A 17,989-nucleotide genomic window follows, 5' to 3' on the forward strand; every position below is an offset into this window, starting at 1 on the left:
TATTGGGTGCTTGAGAAAACGACGGCACGCAAGGCCTGGTGGACGGCTGGCAGCGGCTTGCCCGGGGGCGGGAGGCAAAACATATAATCTCCGTCGGCCGGCGACATGCCGGTTTTATTCCTGCTCACGCTGCCGCGGTGCCACGAACGCCGTCTGCAGGCTGTCTCTATGCCGCCGGTTTCCTGTCTGTTTTCCGTTGCCATTCCAGGTTTCCTCTTTTCGTCCTCGTCGCTACGCCTACCCGTCATGAATTCCTCGAATCCTTCGTTTGCTCCCATGCCCGATGCCCAGGGCTTCTTCGGTCCCTTCGGCGGCCAGATCGTGCCTCCCGCCTTGAAGCAGGTCATGGATGACATCGACCAGGCCTACGAAACCATCCGCCAGCGCGAGGACTTCCAGCAGGAGCTGGCTGATCTTTTCGCTGACTACGTCGGCCGGCCCAGCCCGATTTTCCATGCACGCCGCCTGTCGCAGCAGCTGGGCGGCGCGCAGATCCATCTCAAGCGCGAAGACCTCAACCATACCGGCGCCCACAAGATCAATCACTGCCTGGGCGAAGCGCTGCTGGCGCGTTTCATGGGCAAGAAAAAGGTCATTGCCGAAACCGGCGCGGGCCAGCATGGCGTGGCGCTGGCGACGGCCTGCGCCCTGGTGGGCATCCCCTGCGAAATCCACATGGGGCAGGTGGACATTGAAAAAGAGCATCCCAATGTCATCAAGATGCGCATCCTCGGATGTACGCTGGTGCCGGTGACGCGTGGCGCGGCCACGCTGAAGGAAGCGGTCGACAGCGCATTTGAGGAATATCTCAAGGACCCGCAGGCCTTTTTCTATGCGATTGGCTCGGTAGTCGGCCCGCATCCCTTCCCCAAAATGGTGCGTGACTTCCAGTCCATCATCGGCCGCGAGGCGCGTGGCCAGTTCCAGGCACGCCATGGCCGCCTGCCGGATTATGTCGCTGCTTGCGTCGGTGGCGGTTCCAACGCCATCGGCATGTTCACGGCTTTCCTGGGGGATGCGGAGGTGGCGCTGGTCGGCGTGGAGCCTTCGGGCGAAGGCCTGGACAAACCGGGCCGCCATTCGGCCACCCTGAGCAAGGGCAAGCCGGGCCAGCTGCATGGCATGGCCTGCTATGTGTTGGAAGATGAGGCGGGCAATCCGGCAGCGGTGCATTCGATTGCTTCCGGGCTGGATTACCCCGGCGTCGGCCCCCAGCACAGCTACCTGAAGGAGCAGGGGCGGGTGCGCTATGAAACTGCCAGCGACAAGGAAACGCTGGATGCCTTCATGCGGCTGTCGCGTGTCGAAGGCATCATCCCAGCGCTGGAGAGCGCTCACGCCGTGGCCTGGGCCATCCGTCAGGCGCCGCAATTGCGGCCTGACCAGCACATTCTGGTGAACTTGTCGGGCCGGGGTGACAAGGATGCCGATTATGTCGCCAAGCTGCTGGACCTTTGAGGCTTGACCATGATTGAAGAATCAAGCAATGCGTCGGCGGGGCCTGTTGTCCTGCGCGATGCCGTGCCTGCCGATGCGCCGGGCATCGCCTCGATTTACAACGACGCGGTGCGTCATTCGACGGCCATCTGGAACGATGTCGAGGTCGATGCAGGGAATCGTGCGGAATGGATCGCCGCTCGCAGGCGCGACGGTTTTCCGGTGCTGGTAGCCGTGGATGGCGATGGCGCGGTGCTGGCGTATGGCAGTTTCGGTCCCTGGCGCAACTTTGACGGCTATCGCCATACGGTTGAGCATTCCGTCTACGTGCGAGGCGATTGCCGTGGCATGGGGCTGGGCCGGCGCATGCTGGCGGCGCTGGTGGATGCCGCGCGCGTCCAGGGGCGCCATGTGATGGTGGCGGCCATAGATGCGTCCAATACGCCTTCCATTGCCCTGCACAGGCAATTGGGCTTTGAGGAGTCTGGATTGGTGCGCGAGGCGGGCTTCAAGTTCGGACGCTGGCTGGATCTGCTGTTCATGCGCCTGCAGCTCGACGAGCGCGGTGTGGATGAACGCAGCGTCCAGGCGTCTGCTGCGCGGGCGCTGCATTAACCGGTGCGGGCAGCGGCGCCCACGCCGCTGCGTTGCGGTTTTGTTGCCGGTCAAGAAACTGACATGAAAACGCCATAGAGTGCCGCCTGGATATAGCGGCAACAGACCGGCAATACACCGGTACTTAAGGAGTTTCTCGTGGGCAGTTTTGCATATCAGCGGCGTCGTTGCGGCTACCAGCACCTGAATGGGGGTGTGCATGGGTGACGCCACGCAGGATACTGGTTTTGACCTGGTCGTCGTCGGTGCCGGCATTGTCGGCCTGGCGGCAGCCTACGCCGCCCGCTGCCAGGGCTTGCGGGTTGCGGTGGTGGAACGCCAGGCGCGCAGCGTCGGCGCTTCGGTACGCAATTTCGGGTTTGTGACGGTGACGGGCCAGCGTGCGGGCGAGCACTGGCGTCGGGCACTTCGCACCCGCGAAGTCTGGGGTGAAGTGGCGCCACGTGCCGGTATCGCGGTTCTGCAGCATGGCCTGTGCGTGTTGGCGCAGCGGCCGGAGGCCATGGCTGTACTTGAGGCTTTTGCAACGACGGAAATGGGGCAGGCCTGCGAATTGCTGACAGCTGCCGGTACGGCGCAGCGCTATCCTTTCCTGGGCCAGGGCGTGGGCGCGTTGTACAGCCCGCATGAATGCCGGGTCGAGTCACGCGAGGCCATTCCCTTGCTGGCGCGCTGGTTGCAGGAAGACATGGGCGTGGTGTTCTACTGGAATACTGCGGTGCAGGGTATCGACCTGCCTGTCATAGACACCAGCCGGGGGCGCTTGCGCGCCCGATACTGCATTGTGTGCCCCGGCCATGATCTGAACAGTCTGTTCCCCGAGGAAACGGCCAGGGCGAAGGCGCGACTGTGCACCTTGCAGATGCTGCGTGTGAAGCCGGTGCAGCCTCTGGCGCTGCCTGCGCCTGTCATGTCGGACCTGAGCCTGGTGCGTTACGAGGGCTATGCGGCTTTGCCACAGGCGCAGGCCCTGCATGCCCGCCTGTTGCAGGAGCGGCCCGAACATCTGCGCCAGGGGGTGCATCTGATCGCAGTGCAATCGGCCGACGGGTCGCTGGTGGTGGGGGACAGCCATGTGTATGACGGCGCGGAAGCGCCGTTCGCCCATGCCGCGACGGATGAACTGATTCTGCAGGAGCTGCAGCGGGTCCTGCCCATGCCGGGCCTGCAGGTGCTGGAGCGCTGGACCGGCACGTATGCGTCGGCAGACGATGTGGTGTTCAAGTCCAGCCCGGCGCCGGGTGTGGCCCTTGGGATAGTGACTGGCGGCACCGGCGCATCGACTGGTTTCGCTTTTGCAGAGGAACTGCTGGCGCTGGCATTGGCCTGATCGGGCCTGGCGCGGGCAGTTGCAATGAAGGCGGAAGATGAGGGTATGCTACGGAAAGTGTTTTTTTCCTGATCTACTGGCTTCCGTTATGACTTTACGATTGACTATCCTCGCCATGACCAGCCTGGCGCTGGCTGCCTGCGCCAGCACAGGTCCTGTTGTGCAAACGCCGGATGCGGCGCCTGCCGCAGAAGCCGCTGCAGCGCTTCCGGCCGCAACGGTTGCGGCGGAATTGCCGGCGACCGGCTGGACCGATCCTGCCGTCCTTGCGCAGGTGCTGCCCCGGTACCGCTATGTGTTGCTGGGCGAACAACATGACAACGCCGAGGGGCACCGCTTGCGCTACGAAGCCCTGGCCCAGGCCGTGGCGCAGGGCTGGCGGCCAGTGATTGCCATGGAGCAGTTCGACCAGGAACAGGCTGGCGAACTGGCCCGGGCCCAGGCCGAATGTGGTCAGGATGCGGATTGCGTGATTCAGCGTGCGGCGCCGTCCAAGGCTGGCTGGCAGTGGGAGTATTACCGGCCGGTCGTGGCGCTGGCCCTGCGCTACGACCTGCCACTGGTGCCGGCGAACCTGTCGCGCGCCGAAGCCGGCAAGGTGCTGCGCCAGGGCGTATCCGCAGTGTTCACACCGGAGCAGCTGGGCGCGCTCAAGCTCGACAGCACCATTCCGCTGAAGCTCCTGCCCCTGCACAACGATATTTTCGCCAGCCTGCATGGCGGCCATGCATCGTTGGAACAGGTTGCGCCGTTTTCGCGTGCGCAGATGGCGCGTGATGCTGTCATGGCGCAAAGCCTGAAGCGGGCGGATGGCCGGCCGGCGGTGCTGATCGCGGGCAATGGCCACGTGCGCGCCGATGTCGGCGTGGCGCAGTGGCTGGACCCTGCCGATGGCAGCATCCTGGCGGTGGGCTTTGTGTCGGACATCAACGAGCCGGGCGAGTATGACGCCAGGGTACGCATCCCGGTCGTGCAGCGGGGCAATTGAGGCCGCAGGGCGGTCACCACAGGAAACTTAGCGGAGATATCTGCCATGAGCCGGTCTGGATCAGGGTATGAACTGCTGGCGCCGGCCGAGATGGCTGCGGCGGACCGCGCCGCCATGGATGCCGGTGTGCCTGGCTCGGTGTTGATGCATGCTGCGGGCATGGCGGTCGCCGAGGCCATAGCCGGGCGCTGGCCGCGCGGCCGGTTGCTGGTGCTGTGCGGGCCGGGCAACAATGGCGGCGACGGTTTCGTCGCTGCCAGCATCCTGGCGGCCCAGGGGTGGCCAGTCAGCGTTGCCTTGTTGGGGGAGCGGGAGCAACTGCGGGGGGATGCCGCCTGGGCCGCCTCTTTGTGGACAGGCCCGGTCATGGCGGCGGACCAGGTGGATTTCCTGGGGTACGACCTGGTTCTGGATGCCTTGTTTGGCGCAGGGCTGGCGCGCGAGCTCGATGGTAGCGCGGCGCGGTTGGTCGAACGCCTGGCCGGCAGCGGGTTGCCCGTATGTGCCGTGGATGTGCCCAGCGGCGTCGATGGCGCCACGGGCTGCGTGCGTGGCGTGGCTGCCGGGGCCGCCCTGACAGTAACGTTCGAGCGTGGCAAGCCGGGCCATTGGCTGTATCCCGGCCGTGCCCTGTGTGGCGAGCTGCACCTGGCCGGCATCGGCATGCCACCCTCCGTGCTGGCGGGCATGGACATACAGACCTGGCTCAACGATCCGGCTGTCTGGCTGGACGTTTTTCCCTTTCCTGGCGAGCTGGGGCACAAATATACCCGAGGACATGCGCTGGTCCTGGGTGGCGCCAGCATGACCGGCGCCAGCCGCCTGACGGCGCGTGCCGCGCAGCGTGTGGGCGCCGGATTGGTGACGCTTGCGGCGCCTGCGGCGGTGTGGCCGGTCTATGCAGCCGCGCTGGAAAGCGTGATGGTGGCGGCGCTCGATGACGCTCAGGGGTTTGCCAAGCTGCTGGCCGATGAGCGTCGCAACGCCTGCATTATCGGGCCTGGTGCCGGCCTGGGCGCCAGCACCCGCGAGGCCGCGCTGGCCGCTCTGCGGTTGCAGCGAGCCACCGTGCTGGATGCGGATGCCCTGACGGTGTTCCAGGACGCGCCGCAAGCGCTGTTTGATGACATCCAGGGGCCGTGCCTGCTGACGCCGCATGAAGGCGAATTTGCCCGGCTGTTTGCCGTCGAAGGCGGCAAGCTGGCGCGTGCGCGCCAGGCGGCGCATCTCAGTGGTGCCGTGGTGTTGCTCAAGGGGCCGGACACCGTCATCGCTGCACCGGACGGCCGGGCTGTGATCAATGGCTGCGCACCGCCCTGGCTGGCCAGCGGTGGGACGGGCGATGTGCTGGCCGGTCTGGCTGGCGGGCTGATGGCGCAGGGCATGCCGGTATTCGAGGCCGCCTGCGCTGCCGTCTGGCTGCATGGGCAGGCGGCGCGACAGATCGGCCCGGGGCTGGTGGCGGAAGACCTGATCGCTGCGATGCTCGGGGTTCTGGCAGCATTGTTCGCACGCAAGAAAAACACCTGAACCATCCGTCGCCACAGTAATCCGGACATCTCGGCCACATTCAGGGACAAATCGTTGCAATGTTACCGACCTTGCCGGAGCCGCACACCTGCTGCGACTTGCGTTAGCATTGGAGGTTTACGGCCGGGCCCGGAATTTCACCGGAACCAGACAGGCCGGATGGCTCGACCAGCTTTCCCTGGAATGCAATGAAACAATGGTTCAAACGCATTGTCATCGCTTTGGCGTCACTGATTGTGATCGCCGTGGTTGGCATTGCGATTTTCCTTCTGACTTTTGACCCCAATGCCTACAAGGACAGGCTGGCGGAAGCGGTGCATGAACGCTATGACCGCACGCTGACCGTCAATGGGCCATTGGATTTTTCCCTGTTTCCCCGCATTGGCCTGACCCTGCGCGAGGTGTCCCTGTCTGAACCGGATTCGGATGAAGTGTTCGCCTCGGTCGAGAGCGCTCGCCTGGCGGTTGCCGTGTGGCCGCTGCTGTTCAACCGCCTGGTCGTCGATCACGTGGCGATCGACGGCTTCAAGGCGAGGGTCGCACGCGACGCCCAGGGCAATTTTAACTTCCAGGACCTGCTGGGGGACCAGCCGGCCAATGGCGTGGCGGCCCGCAAACTATCCCCCGAGGAAGCCGTCGCAGGCGGCGTGGTGGCAGGTGTCCAGGCCGCGGGGCAGGCGGTCAGCTCGGCCGATGCGGCGGCGCAAGGGCGCGACATGCAGATCGACATTGCCGGGCTGGCGCTCAAGGATGGCGAAATCCTTTTCAGCGACGAAGCCTCCGGCGCGGCCGTGCGTTTGTACAGTTTCGATATCAATACCGGGCGGGTGACCTTCGGGCAGTCGTTCAATGTTGCCTGGACGGCCAAAATGGCAGGGACTGAGCCGGCCGTGGCGGCCGACCTGTCCGGCCAGGCCATGTTCAAGCTTGATCCGGCGATGCGGCAGTATGCCGCCCAGCGCCTGGACATGAAGCTTGCTGGGCAACTTGGTCCCATGCAGGCGAACAACTTGAGCCTGCGCGGCAGCAGCCTGGCGTTCGACGGTGCCCAGCGCACCCTGGATGTCGCCGGCCTGGAGCTGATTTTCCAGGGCGATGTGAATGGCGCGCGACCGATGACGGGGGTGGACACCAACGTGCAGATCGCCAAACTGGCGGCCTATCCCGCGTCCTGGCGCATGCAGCTTGAGCGCATGGCGGTCCGCGCCAAGGGTGCGCTGGCGCAGCAGCCCTTCGAACTGGCCGTGGATGCGCCTGCGCTGGATGTCTCGCCGACGCAAGCCACCGGGGAGCCGCTGACGGGCCGTTGGCGCCTGAGTGGCGAGGATGCCGTGGATATTTCCTTCGGCCTGGAAGGCCTGGAAGGAACGGCTGCGGATATGGATTTCAGCCAGTTGAAGCTGGATGCCGCCGTGCGGCAGGGCAGCCGTCTCGTAAAGACGCAATTGGCGTCACCGGTGGAATTGCGGCCTTTGCAGGAAGAAGTGGCCCTGACGGCGCTCAAGGGCGATATCGTGATCACCGACCCGGCCTTGCCCAAGGGTACGCTGGCCATCCCTGTCATCGGCAGCGTGTCGGGCAATTTTGCGCAGAATACCGGCAAGGCCAATATCAATGCCGTGCTCGAAGGCGGCAAGTTCGACCTGGGCATGGAATATGACGCCCAGCCGGGCCAGGGCGTGAAGTTCTCGCTTGCCGCCGACACGCTGGATCTCGACAAGCTGGTGCCTGGCCGCCAGGCCGTGGCCGAAGGCGAACCGGCCGAGCGTAAGGGTGAAACCGATGCCGCCGCTGAACCCCAGGCCGAAGCACAGGAAGGCGAGGCACAGGAAGCGGCCGAGCCTGCGCCAGTCGCCCCCGAGCCATCCGCATGGCGCTGGCTGAGCAAAACGGCGGTCAAGGGGGACATCCGTATCGGCGACCTGGTATTGCATGGCTTGAAGGCCAAGGATGTCAGCGCGCAACTGGAAGCGGGCTCGGGCAAGCTGCAATTGCGTGATGTCCAGGCTGGCTTGTACGAGGGCAAGCTGAGTGGCAACGCATCGCTGGCTGAGGAAAACAAGCAGGCCAGGCTCAAGCTGAACCTGAATGGCGTGGCGCTGGGGGCATTGCTGCAGGATGTTGGCGTCCAGCCGATGATCAGCGGCAAGGCCGACGTGACACTGGACCTGACGGCACAGGGAGAGCAACCGGCAGACTGGCTGGCTGCACTGGGTGGCTCGGCACGGGTCAAGGTGGTCGACGGTATGCTGGACGGCCTGGATGCGGAACAATGGCTGGCTGATTTCAGCGAAGGGCTCAAGCGTGGCGTGGCACCTGCCATCCGGCGTTCGGGCATCACGCGTTTTTCGTTGCTCGATGCGCAGGCGACCTTGGCCAAGGGCGTTGCCAGCCTGCGCCGCCTGAATTTCGACAGCACCTATATCAAGGTTTCGCAAAGCCAGCAGGGGACGGTGAACCTGGTCAATGGCAGCCTGAACCTGAATTTGCTGGCGCGCATGCAAGGCCTGCGCAAGCACTCGAATGCCCGTCAGCTTGCCATTCTTGAGGGCGTGCGGGTGCCGGTGCATATCACTGGCGATTGGACCAATCCCCAGTATGCGGTGCAGTTCGAGAATATTGTTGGTGCGGCCATACGTGGCCAGTTGCAGCGCATGATCCGGGGGCTGTAAGCCGTGCGTGTCAGCCGCCCTGCGGGGCGGCGCCAGGCATCATGCGCAGGATGGATTCAGGGCCGGACAGATCGTCCGGCCCTTTTTCATACGGTGGTGGGATCGGCTTTGGCGCGGGTCAGGCGATGGAATTTCTCCATCAGCGTTTCCTGGCTTTCATGCCATTGCGGATGGATTTCTATGCACTCGACCGGGCAGATGACTTGGCACTGGGGCTCGTCATAGTGGCCGATACATTCGGTGCAGGCGTCGGGATTGATCTCGTAGATTTCCGCGCCCATGTAAATGGCATCGTTGGGACACTGCGGTTCGCAGACGTCGCAGTTGATGCATTCTTCAGTGATGTGCAGCGCCATGGCAGGACCCGCCAGCGTTGGGGAATGCGGTTACAGGAGCCATCATTGTAGCGCTCCGGCTGCCAAAGCGGCGGGCAGCCCCGCTGGTGGCAGGGGTATCTGTCACGGCAAACGGCCACGGTGCTGTCGCGCCGTGGCCCGGAACCGGTTTTTTCAGGAGCGCGTTGCGGCGATCAGCCGGCGGCTGCTTCGCGGCGCTTGCGGGCTTTTTCCTGCAGCCAGCGTTCCACCGAAGGGAACACGAACTGGCTGACATCGCCGCCCAGCAGGGCAATTTCCCGGACGAAAGTGCCGGAGATGAATTGGTATTGATCCGACGGGGTCATGAACAGGGTTTCGACTTCCGGCATCAGGTGGCGGTTCATGCCGGCCATCTGGAATTCGTATTCGAAGTCGGAGACCGCGCGCAGGCCGCGCACGATGACGCGCCCTTTCTGCTCGCGCACGAAATCCTTGAGCAGGCCGTCGAAACTGTGGATTTCGACATTGTCGTAATGCCCCAGCACTTCCTGGGCAATGGCCAGGCGTTCTTCGATGGTGAAGAAGGGGTTTTTGCCACGGCTGTGGGCAATGCCGACCACCACGCGGTCAAAAATGGCGGCGGCACGGCGGACGAGGTCTTCGTGGCCGCGTGTCAGGGGGTCGAAAGTACCAGGGTATACAGCGGTAATCATGCAAGTCTCCATTTCCACGGTTCTCGCGCAACGGCAGGCAGCGCGGCGGGACTGGGCCCGGTGGGATATTTCTTGCCGCTATTGCGGTGCAACAAACTGTAGCAGATAGTAGTTCACTGCGCCTGCCTTGCCGGAGCGAATCACGGTGGAATTCTGCGGCAGTTCGATCGCGGCTTCGGATTCGGCGTACACGTAGGCGCCGGGATTGAGAATGCCCGGCAACGCAGGCCAGATGCGTTCCAGCAGGCCCAGGCCGAAGGGGGGATCGAGCAGGACGAGATCGTAGCGCGTTGCGTCCAGCCGTTCCAGTACCTGCCAGGCATCGCCTTGGTGGATGCGCAGGTTGGTTGCGCCGAGCTTGTCGCGCAGTGCACGCAGGGCCGACGCGGCGGCACGATGGTTTTCCACCATCAGGACATGACCGGCACCACGCGAGGCGGCTTCCAGGCCCAGTGCTCCAGTGCCGGCGAACAGATCCAGCACTTGTTTGTCCTGCCATTCATTGTCCCAGAGATGGTTCAGCCAGTTGAACAGTGTCTCGCGAACACGGTCGGGCGTGGGCCGCAGGCCGGGGGCGTCCACCACGGGAATCGGTGTACGTCGGAATTGACCGCCTACAATGCGGATGCGATGTTTCTGCATGGGGATGGGTTTATGCCGTGAACCGCGGAAATAGGCGCGGAAAATGCAAGAATAACGCCTGCGAAGAACTCCGGCCTAGCAGCCGGTGCGCTTTGCCAGCATTCGAGGGAGTGCCGGCCGGGAGGCCGGGAGCTCTCATTGCCTGCCTGGCATGCCCTGATGGGGTGGTGCCGAGCAGGCTGGCGCCCGCTGGGCGCCTGGGGGCGCAGGTTCGGTCCGGTACCGGGCACAGGCGCCAGTAACGGGTTTTCTCCGTGTCACACTACGGTTGATTATGTTCAGTTTCTTCAAGCGAAAAAAGAAAGCACCGGCCCCCGCGCCGGAAACAGCCAACGATTTGCAGGACGCGGCAGCGGCTGGGTCGGCGGATGACGATGCCGCGGCGCAGGAGCAGCCGGACGCGGTACCGTCATCTGTGCCTGCCGATGCCGGCGAGGCGGCTCAGACTGGAACCAGCACCGGGGAGCAGGTGCCGGTAGCCGATGCACCTGTTCCTCAGCCGCCCGCTGCGGCGGCGCCCGGGGCGAGTCAGGCATTGGAACCGCAGGCACCGCTGCAACCGGTGTCGGCATCGCAAGAACAGCCGGCGGCGCCCGTTGTGGCGTCAGACACAGCACCGTCGTCGGTCTTGCCGCCATTGGTCACTCCGGCAGCGGCGGCCGTGCCCGCGCCTGTTACTGTGCCGGAATCAGCGCCGCAAGTCGTGTCGGCCGCTGCTCCGGACGTGATCTCCGGGACGGTTGCCCGGGCCTCGGAGGATGCCGCCGTGGATGCTGCTGCGGCAGAGGCTGCCGCGCCGCTTGAAACGCCCGCATGTACGGTAGCCGAGGTGGCTACGCAGGCTGCCGTGGCCCAGCCGCAGGCACCGGTCGCGGCGCCAGTGCAGGAAACTGTGCCCGAACCCGAACCCGAACCCGAACCCGCGCCGGAAGTATCGGCGGCGCCGGCAAAGACTTCCTGGTTGCAGCGCCTCAAGCGCGGCCTGTCACGCACCGGCCAGAGCCTGGGCGGCCTGTTCGTCGGCGTCAAGGTGGACGAAAATCTGTTCGAAGAGCTGGAAACGGCTCTTATCATGGCCGATGCGGGCATGGAGGCGACGGAAAAGCTGCTGGGCGAATTGCGGGCCCAGGTGCGCAAGGAACGCCTGAACGATGCCAATCAGGTCAAGGCGGCCCTGCGCGACATCCTGACCCGCCATTTGCAGGTACTGGAAAAACCGTTCCCGCTGGCTGGCGGCACCCGTCCGTTGGTGGTGATGATCGCTGGCGTCAATGGTGCAGGCAAGACCACGTCGATCGGCAAGCTGGCACATGCCTTTCAGCGCCAGGGCGCGAGCGTGCTGCTGGCGGCTGGCGATACGTTCCGGGCTGCGGCCCGCGAACAGTTGATCGCCTGGGGCGAGCGCAACAACGTGAGTGTGATCGCGCAGGATGGTGGCGATCCGGCGGCCGTCGCCTTCGATGCGGTCAACGCCGGCCGCGCCCGTGGCGCGGATGTGGTGATGGTGGATACGGCAGGACGTCTGCCCACGCAGTTGCACCTGATGGATGAGTTGCGCAAGATCCGCCGAGTGATAGGCAAGGCGGAAGCCTCTGCGCCGCATGAGGTGCTGCTGGTGGTCGATGGCAACAGCGGCCAGAATGTGCTGGCGCAGGTCAGGGCGTTCGATGCCGCGTTGAATCTGACTGGCCTGGTCGTCACCAAGCTGGACGGCACGGCCAAGGGCGGCACGCTGGCGGCGGTCGCGGCTGGCAGCCAGGGCGTGCGCGCCGTGCCCGTATACTGGATCGGCGTGGGTGAAGGGCTGGAAGACTTGCAGGCGTTTTCCGCACGCGAATTCGCCACGGCATTGCTGGGCGATTGACCACGTGCCTAAGCGCAAGCCCCGGACTTCAGGCCGGGGTCGAGCGAGGCAATATCCATACGGCGCCGCAGGCGCCCCTATATCGTGGCGGAGAAGCTTCGGCCTTTAGGCCGAAGTTCTTCACGCCTGTTCTGGCCTGCTGGGGCGTGCGCCCTGGCAAGGCCGGATGCAGGCCTGGCCGAGGGCGGTGATGGTGGCGTCAGTCGCGCCAGAAACCCGGGCCGCGGCCCAGGTCGCGCAAGGTGGCCTGGGCTGATTGCTCCAGCGTGGTCAACCTGGCGGCAAACCAGCCCCGGGCGAACCAGGCATGTGGCTGTTCGACGCTCAATTGCGCAAAGCGGGCATCGGCCACGTAGATATCATTGATGGCACCCAACTGATCCTGCACGGCGGCCAGCTTGCGCCGGTAGGCGCGCAGGCGGCCCTGCGGCAGCAGGGATTCGGCGAAGGCCAGGCCATAGCGCAGCCGCTTGGCGCGTTTGCGCAAGGCGTGGCGCGTATCTATATCCAGCGTACTGAAGTTGCGGCCATCGCGTACCACGCTGCGGTGCCATTTGCGCAGGCGCTGCATCAGCAGGCGGCGCAGGTCTGCCTCATTCCTGGCATCCAGCGGAATGATGGCGACATCCTGGCCGCTGACCGGGGCATCGCCGTCCGTGCTTTCCCGGGCAGGCTGGGGGGGCGTGCCGGCCGGGGCCGATGGCAGGTCCAGTATCCAGGCCAGCATGTCCAGCAGCCATCCCTGCACCACGCGGCTGCCCGCACTGTCCGAGGCGGCCAGTTCCGCATGGCTTTCCGGCAGCGTGATCGCTGGCATGCCAGCGGCCATCAGGGGCGGCAGGATTTCATCACGCAGCACATCATCATCGCGGTTGGCGCCGAACTGGCCGAAGACGGTCCTGGCGGTCTGTTGCAGGGCTTCCGGGGGCAGGCTGGTCCAGCCATCGAACAGCCGCCAGGCCGAACGCAGGCGCCGCAGGCCTACCCGTAGCTGGTGGACATGCCCGGGTTGTCCGGCTGCGTAGACGCCTGCGGTGTCGATTTCGGTCAGCACCGCGGCATTGCGGGCGATCTGCTCCAGGCATTCCAGGGTAATGGCACGCAATGCCTGGGCCGGAGATTGACGGGCTGTCAGGACGACGGGCTTGATTGGGCGCGGCGCCCAGAAACGGCTGATTTCATCGGCACGCGCCTGACAGGCTTCCGGTGCGCCGGCCGGGCCGGCAGCGTCGAGTTTCAGGGCCGTCGTCGCCAGCGCGTCGCCGCGTTCGGATTTGCTGCGCAGGTCCAGCACCAGGCCGTGTTTTTGCTGCCAGCGGCGGCCCAGCAGGAAAACGGCCTGGAGGTGGCCGGTTACCAGTTCGAATTCAACTTCGGAAATGGGCAGTTCCAGGCCGGATGCGCGCAGCCAGCCTTGGTCATAGGCGATTTCGACCACACCCTGCCGCGTGCGCACGCGGCGCAGCTGGCGGGTGACGTCGGTTTCATAGCGCACGCCCAGTTCGCCCTGCAGGCCTGCCAGTACTTCGGCGACCGGGGTGTCCGCATAAACGGATAGATCCAGGACCGGGCCGGGCCGGTCATGGTTGAGTTCCAGTCGGGCCAGTGCATGGGCGCCAGGGGTCTTGAGCGTCTGCACCCAATGGTCGCCCTCGCGCCGCAGGCGGATGGCCACGCGGGCCTGCGCCAGTTCGCGGGTGGGGGTGTCGAAATAGAGCGCGTGCAGCGCAATGGTTTCGGTGGCCCCTCGGGCGAGTTCTTTTTCCACACCGGCGCGGGCGCTGGCAGGGACGTGCAGTTTCAATTCCTGTTCGGACATGATGGCGGCCGTTGTGTGTATGCAAACTCTCTCATCTTAGCCTGAGGCACCGCGAAATTTGATGACGAGTCATCGCAATGTCATGATCGCGCGCAAAGGCGCGCGCCCGCGAGCATCCGTGCCTGTCAGGGGCCTGCCGGGCCGCATGGCGGCCAGCACGACGGGCACGGCCGGAAGAAAAGGCGGGCCTTGCCGGACGGTCGGGCAGGGGGCATTGCGGCAATCCCGCCCTGCGGCAGCGTAGAATACGAGGGTTGAAGCAGATTTCCAGCGAGTCATCAATGTCAGTCACTCAAGCCGCCGGTACGCCGGCAGAAGGTACGCCCGTGGAAGGCGTGACCATCGCTTCCGTCAATGAAATTATCGCCGAGCTGCGTGCCGGCCGCATCGTCATCCTGGTGGACGAAGAAGACCGCGAAAACGAGGGTGATCTCGTCATGGCGGCGGATTTCGTGACCCCGGAAGCCATCAATTTCATGGTGACCCATGGCCGTGGCCTGGTCTGCCTGACGCTGACCGAAGAGCGTTGCGAGCAATTGGGCCTGACGATGATGGCCAGCCGCAACGGCACCCGTTACGGCACCAATTTCACCGTCTCCATTGAAGCGGCCGTGGGCGTCGAGACCGGCATTTCCGCCTATGACCGCGCCCGCACCATTCAGGCTGCCGTGGCGCGCGATGCGCGGCCGGAAGATCTCGTGCAGCCCGGCCATATCTTCCCGGTGCGCGCGGTGCGTGGCGGTGTGTTGGTGCGTGCCGGCCACACCGAAGCCGGTTGCGACCTTACCGCCATGGCCGGCCTGACGCCGGCCGCAGTTATCTGCGAAATTCTCAAGCCCGACGGTACCATGGCGCGCCTGCCGGACCTGGCCGTATTCGCGCGTGAGCATGGCCTGAAGATCGGCACCATTGCCGATCTGATCCAGTACCGCAACGAACATGAGTCCGTGGTACAGCGCGTGGCCGAACGCGAAGTCAGTACCCCCTGGGGGCGCTTCCGCGCAGTGGCCTATCGCGATACGGCAGCCGGTGCGCCGCACCTGGCGCTGGTACATGGCGATATCGAAGCCGGTACCGAAACCCTGGTGCGTGTGCATGAGCCGGCCTCCGTGCTCGACGTGCTCGACGGCGAGGGCGGCGCGCACAGCTGGACGGTGCCCAGCGCGCTGGAAACCTTGCGGCACGCCAAGGCCGGTGTGCTCGTGTTGCTCAACTGCGCGGATTCCGCCGATGCCTTTTTTGCCCATGCCGCCTCATGGCAGTCGGACGAAGAAACGGCACCCAGCGCTCCCTCGGGCGATCGCTTCGATTTGCGCACCTATGGCATAGGCGCACGAATTTTGCGCGACCTTGGTGTCTCGCGCATGCGCCTGCTGGCACGCCCGCGCAAGATGCCGAGTATGATGGCGGGTTTTGGCCTGGACATCACGGGCTACGATAGCGATCCCGCTTCCTCTTCCAAGTCTGAACAAGGCTGAAATCATGAATCCCTACGTCATTGAACCCGACCTGAACGGCGAAGGCCTGCACATTGGTATCGTGCGCGCCCGCTTCAACGAATCCATCGGCCTGGCTGAGCTCGAAAGCTGCCTGGAAGAGCTGGAAAGCCTGGGCGTCGATCCGCGCGACGTGATGGTCACCAGCGTGCCCGGCGCGCTGGAACTCGGCCCGGTCCTGGTGCAGATGGCCGATACCGGCGAATTCGATGCCCTGATCGCCCTGGGTGCCGTGATTCGCGGTGAAACCTACCATTTCGAGATCGTCAGCAATGAAAGCGCTGCCGCGATCTCTCGCGTTGCCCTGGAAACCGGCGTGCCGGTGGCCAATGGCGTGCTGACCACCGAGAACGAAGAGCAGGCGGAAGTCCGCGCAGCCGACAAGGGCCGTGATTGCGCCCGTGCAGCGGTGGAAATGGTGAACCTCCTCGTGGCCTTGCAGCCCGAGGAAGGTGATGAAGATGAGGAAGAAGATTTTGACGAATCCGAGGACGATCGTGGCTGAGCAGGCGTCTGGACGTAGTGCGCGCCGCCGTGCGCGCGAATTTGCATTGCAGGGTATTTACGCCTGGCTGGTTCGTGGCGACCAGGGCGACAAGGACACCGGTTCCATCGACGCCCACCTGCGTTCGGACCCCGAGTTCGGCGAAGCGGATTTCGATTGGTACCGTACTTTGCTCAACGGTGTGTTTACCGATGCGGCGGACCTGCGCGAGAAATTCCAGCCCTTCATCGACCGTCCGCTGGCCGAGTTGTCGCCGGTGGAGCATGGCATCCTGCTGATCGGTACCTTCGAGCTGACGCGTCATCCCGAAGTGCCGTACAAAGTGGCGATCAACGAAGCCGTGGAGCTGGCCAAGTCCTTTGGCGGTACCGATGGTTTCAAGTTCGTCAATGGTGTGCTCGACAAGCTGGCCGCCGTCGTCCGGCCCCAGGAGCTGCGCGCTGCACCGCGTCGCTGACCAGCGCTTGCCTGTCCGGGCATTGCTGCGGCGGGTTCATAGTTGATGTGCGTAGGCGGGTTCGTGCCGTAAGGTGACGAGCCCGTTTTCTTTCCAGGGAACACGATGGCAGCAGAGTTCGATCTCATCCGGAAATATTTCACGCAGCCGGCCCCGCAGGGCATGCTGGGCGTGGGCGACGATTGTGCGCTGTTTCCCGTGCCTGCCGGGCAGACCTGCGCCGTGAGTACGGACTTGCTGGTCGAGGGGCGCCATTTCTTTCCGGATGTCGATCCGGTTTTGCTGGGGCACAAGGCGCTGGCCGTCAACCTTTCCGATCTGGCCGCCATGGGGGCGGAGCCGCTGGCGTGTGTGCTGGGGCTGAGTCTGCCAGCGGTCGATGCCGTTTGGCTGGATGGATTTTCGCGCGGCTTCTTGGCGCTGGCGCGGGAGTACGGATGCCCGCTGGTCGGCGGGGATACCACCCGCGGACCGCAGGTATGCATCAGTGTGACGGTTTTCGGTGCCGTCCCGGCAGCTCAGGCGCTGCGCCGGGATGCCGGCCGGCCAGGGGATGATATCTGGGTCTCTGGCACGCTGGGCGGGGCGGACATCGCCCTGCAACTGCTGCAAGGCAAACTGCCCGGGGAAGCCTGGCGGCTGCCTGGGCTGCGTGGTGCGCTGGAATGTCCGGCGCCGCAACTGGCGCTGGGGCGCCGCTTGCGTGGCATTGCGCACGCGGCGATAGATATCTCCGACGGGTTGTTGCAGGACCTGGGCCATATTCTGGCAGCCAGTGCATGCGCGGCGCGGCTGGATGTCCGCGCCTTGCCCGCGCATCCCGGTCTGGCCGGGATGGATGAGGATATCCTGCTGGATGCCTTGCTGGGGGGCGGCGACGTCTACCAACTGTGTTTTACGGCAGCGCCGCAACAGCGGGAGCAGGTGGCGCAGGCGGCAGCGGCCGCTGGTGTTGCGGTCAGTCGTATTGGCGTGCTGGAAGCCGGGCCTGCCGGCTTGCTGCTGGACAACCAGGGCGCACCGCTGCACGTGCGGCGTGCTGGTTTCGATCATTTTGAAGGACAGTCATGAATAGCAGCAAGTATGGTAATGGCGCGCCGGTGCAGCCTACCCTGGCCTGGGCATTGCGTTCGCCTGCGCGGTTCCTCGCGGTGGGCCTGGGCAGCGGCCTGTTGCGGCCGGCTCCGGGAACCTGGGGCACGCTTGCGGCCTGGCTGCTGTGGCTGCTGGTGCCGCTGGGCTCGTCGAGTATCGGCATCGGCGTGATCCTGTTGCTGTGCTTCATCTATGGCTGCTGGATCTGCCAGCGCACCGGCATGGATCTGGGCGTACCTGACCATGGCGCCATGGTGTGGGATGAAATGGTGGCCTTCTGGCTGGTGCTCTGGCTGTCGCCGGCAGGCTGGTGGGCCCAGTTGTGCGCCTTCCTGCTGTTTCGCCTGTTCGATATCGTGAAACCTGCCCCCATCCGGCAGCTCGACGCCCATTTCAAGAATGGCTTTGGCGTCATGCTGGACGACCTGCTGGCGGCGGGTTATACCTTGATAGTCATGCTGTTGTTGGGCTGGATTGGCCTGTTCGGCTGAGGACTGGGCAGAGCGCCT

Annotated in this window: 16 protein-coding genes; 12 read left to right on the forward strand and 4 right to left on the reverse strand. The window is 64.8% G+C overall.

All coding sequences use genetic code 11. From position 1 onward, the window contains the following. Positions 1-246 precede the first annotated feature (246 nt). From trpB to ACEW7X_RS03415, 6 genes are all read left to right on the forward strand, one after another. Positions 247-1,458 (forward strand): tryptophan synthase subunit beta, encoded by a 1,212-nt coding sequence (trpB, locus tag ACEW7X_RS03390; protein ID WP_068375121.1) that lies wholly within the window; start codon positions 247-249, stop codon positions 1,456-1,458. A gap of 9 nt (positions 1,459-1,467) precedes the next feature. Beyond that, the gene (locus tag ACEW7X_RS03395; RefSeq protein ID WP_253103218.1) at positions 1,468-2,052 is read left to right on the forward strand and encodes a GNAT family N-acetyltransferase; all 585 of its coding nucleotides are present in this window, start codon (positions 1,468-1,470) and stop codon (positions 2,050-2,052) included. Positions 2,053-2,251: 199 nt separating this feature from the next. Next, complete coding sequence (locus ACEW7X_RS03400; protein WP_420177607.1) at positions 2,252-3,382, forward strand: TIGR03364 family FAD-dependent oxidoreductase; 1,131 nt, start codon at positions 2,252-2,254, stop codon at positions 3,380-3,382. Between the two features lie 88 nt (positions 3,383-3,470). Beyond that, positions 3,471-4,370, forward strand: a complete 900-nt coding sequence (locus ACEW7X_RS03405; RefSeq protein ID WP_240733284.1) for a ChaN family lipoprotein — start codon at positions 3,471-3,473, stop codon at positions 4,368-4,370. 45 nt (positions 4,371-4,415) lie between these two features. Continuing rightward, the gene (locus tag ACEW7X_RS03410; protein ID WP_130487319.1) at positions 4,416-5,900 is read left to right on the forward strand and encodes an NAD(P)H-hydrate dehydratase; all 1,485 of its coding nucleotides are present in this window, start codon (positions 4,416-4,418) and stop codon (positions 5,898-5,900) included. Positions 5,901-6,088: 188 nt separating this feature from the next. Beyond that, the gene (locus ACEW7X_RS03415; protein WP_420177608.1) at positions 6,089-8,572 is read left to right on the forward strand and encodes an AsmA family protein; all 2,484 of its coding nucleotides are present in this window, start codon (positions 6,089-6,091) and stop codon (positions 8,570-8,572) included. A gap of 86 nt (positions 8,573-8,658) precedes the next feature. Here ACEW7X_RS03415 and ACEW7X_RS03420 read toward each other — a convergent pair whose 3' ends face one another. From ACEW7X_RS03420 to rsmD, 3 genes are all read right to left on the reverse strand, one after another. Next, entirely contained in the window at positions 8,659-8,928 is a 270-nt protein-coding gene (locus ACEW7X_RS03420) for a YfhL family 4Fe-4S dicluster ferredoxin (protein ID WP_068375027.1), read from the reverse strand. 173 nt (positions 8,929-9,101) lie between these two features. Next, the gene (gene coaD, locus ACEW7X_RS03425) at positions 9,102-9,602 is read right to left on the reverse strand and encodes a pantetheine-phosphate adenylyltransferase (RefSeq protein ID WP_068375024.1); all 501 of its coding nucleotides are present in this window, start codon (positions 9,600-9,602) and stop codon (positions 9,102-9,104) included. A gap of 78 nt (positions 9,603-9,680) precedes the next feature. Further along, entirely contained in the window at positions 9,681-10,244 is a 564-nt protein-coding gene (gene rsmD / locus ACEW7X_RS03430; protein ID WP_068375022.1) for a 16S rRNA (guanine(966)-N(2))-methyltransferase RsmD, read from the reverse strand. Between the two features lie 598 nt (positions 10,245-10,842). Between rsmD and ftsY the strand changes: the two genes are divergently transcribed. Further along, the gene (ftsY, locus tag ACEW7X_RS03435; RefSeq protein WP_420177906.1) at positions 10,843-12,108 is read left to right on the forward strand and encodes a signal recognition particle-docking protein FtsY; all 1,266 of its coding nucleotides are present in this window, start codon (positions 10,843-10,845) and stop codon (positions 12,106-12,108) included. A gap of 199 nt (positions 12,109-12,307) precedes the next feature. On the opposite strand, the gene ACEW7X_RS03440 is transcribed toward ftsY, so the two are convergent. Then, positions 12,308-13,927: a CYTH and CHAD domain-containing protein gene (locus ACEW7X_RS03440; RefSeq protein WP_068375019.1), complete on the reverse strand. Its 1,620-nt coding sequence runs from the start codon at positions 13,925-13,927 to the stop codon at positions 12,308-12,310. A 281-nt stretch (positions 13,928-14,208) separates the two neighbouring features. Here ACEW7X_RS03440 and ribBA point away from each other — a divergent pair, with 281 nt between their 5' ends. The 5 genes from ribBA (at position 14,209) to ACEW7X_RS03465 (ending at position 17,971) form a co-directional block, all read left to right on the forward strand. Further along, the gene (gene ribBA, locus ACEW7X_RS03445) at positions 14,209-15,405 is read left to right on the forward strand and encodes a bifunctional 3,4-dihydroxy-2-butanone-4-phosphate synthase/GTP cyclohydrolase II (RefSeq protein ID WP_127773243.1); all 1,197 of its coding nucleotides are present in this window, start codon (positions 14,209-14,211) and stop codon (positions 15,403-15,405) included. A 4-nt stretch (positions 15,406-15,409) separates the two neighbouring features. Then, positions 15,410-15,928 (forward strand): 6,7-dimethyl-8-ribityllumazine synthase, encoded by a 519-nt coding sequence (ribH, locus tag ACEW7X_RS03450; protein WP_068375017.1) that lies wholly within the window; start codon positions 15,410-15,412, stop codon positions 15,926-15,928. Beyond that, on the forward strand, positions 15,885-16,385 hold the full coding sequence (gene nusB, locus ACEW7X_RS03455; protein WP_068375015.1) for a transcription antitermination factor NusB: 501 nt from the start codon (positions 15,885-15,887) through the stop codon (positions 16,383-16,385). Before ribH ends, nusB begins: the two co-directional genes overlap by 44 nt. 105 nt (positions 16,386-16,490) lie before the next feature. After that, on the forward strand, positions 16,491-17,456 hold the full coding sequence (gene thiL, locus ACEW7X_RS03460) for a thiamine-phosphate kinase (protein ID WP_127773244.1): 966 nt from the start codon (positions 16,491-16,493) through the stop codon (positions 17,454-17,456). Continuing rightward, entirely contained in the window at positions 17,453-17,971 is a 519-nt protein-coding gene (locus ACEW7X_RS03465; protein ID WP_068375010.1) for a phosphatidylglycerophosphatase A, read from the forward strand. The genes thiL and ACEW7X_RS03465 overlap by 4 nt, the downstream gene beginning before the upstream one ends. The last annotated feature ends 18 nt before the right edge of the window (positions 17,972-17,989 follow it).

Origin of the sequence: Kerstersia gyiorum (assembly GCF_048595715.1) — a bacterium.
GTDB lineage: Bacteria > Pseudomonadota > Gammaproteobacteria > Burkholderiales > Burkholderiaceae_B > Kerstersia > Kerstersia gyiorum.

Excerpts from the sequence above, each read along its gene's own strand:
- trpB (WP_068375121.1), top strand. The coding sequence starts at position 247 with ATGAATTCCTCGAATCCTTCGTTTGCTCCCATGCCCGATGCCCAGGGC.
- ACEW7X_RS03395 (WP_253103218.1), top strand. The coding sequence starts at position 1,468 with ATGATTGAAGAATCAAGCAATGCGTCGGCGGGGCCTGTTGTCCTGCGC.
- ACEW7X_RS03400 (WP_420177607.1), top strand. The coding sequence starts at position 2,252 with ATGGGTGACGCCACGCAGGATACTGGTTTTGACCTGGTCGTCGTCGGT.
- ACEW7X_RS03405 (WP_240733284.1), top strand. The coding sequence starts at position 3,471 with ATGACTTTACGATTGACTATCCTCGCCATGACCAGCCTGGCGCTGGCT.
- ACEW7X_RS03410 (WP_130487319.1), top strand. The coding sequence starts at position 4,416 with ATGAGCCGGTCTGGATCAGGGTATGAACTGCTGGCGCCGGCCGAGATG.
- ACEW7X_RS03415 (WP_420177608.1), top strand. The coding sequence starts at position 6,089 with ATGAAACAATGGTTCAAACGCATTGTCATCGCTTTGGCGTCACTGATT.
- ACEW7X_RS03420 (WP_068375027.1), bottom strand. The coding sequence starts at position 8,928 with ATGGCGCTGCACATCACTGAAGAATGCATCAACTGCGACGTCTGCGAA.
- coaD (WP_068375024.1), bottom strand. The coding sequence starts at position 9,602 with ATGATTACCGCTGTATACCCTGGTACTTTCGACCCCCTGACACGCGGC.
- rsmD (WP_068375022.1), bottom strand. The coding sequence starts at position 10,244 with ATGCAGAAACATCGCATCCGCATTGTAGGCGGTCAATTCCGACGTACA.
- ACEW7X_RS03440 (WP_068375019.1), bottom strand. The coding sequence starts at position 13,927 with ATGTCCGAACAGGAATTGAAACTGCACGTCCCTGCCAGCGCCCGCGCC.
- ribBA (WP_127773243.1), top strand. The coding sequence starts at position 14,209 with ATGTCAGTCACTCAAGCCGCCGGTACGCCGGCAGAAGGTACGCCCGTG.
- ribH (WP_068375017.1), top strand. The coding sequence starts at position 15,410 with ATGAATCCCTACGTCATTGAACCCGACCTGAACGGCGAAGGCCTGCAC.
- nusB (WP_068375015.1), top strand. The coding sequence starts at position 15,885 with ATGAGGAAGAAGATTTTGACGAATCCGAGGACGATCGTGGCTGAGCAG.
- thiL (WP_127773244.1), top strand. The coding sequence starts at position 16,491 with ATGGCAGCAGAGTTCGATCTCATCCGGAAATATTTCACGCAGCCGGCC.
- ACEW7X_RS03465 (WP_068375010.1), top strand. The coding sequence starts at position 17,453 with ATGAATAGCAGCAAGTATGGTAATGGCGCGCCGGTGCAGCCTACCCTG.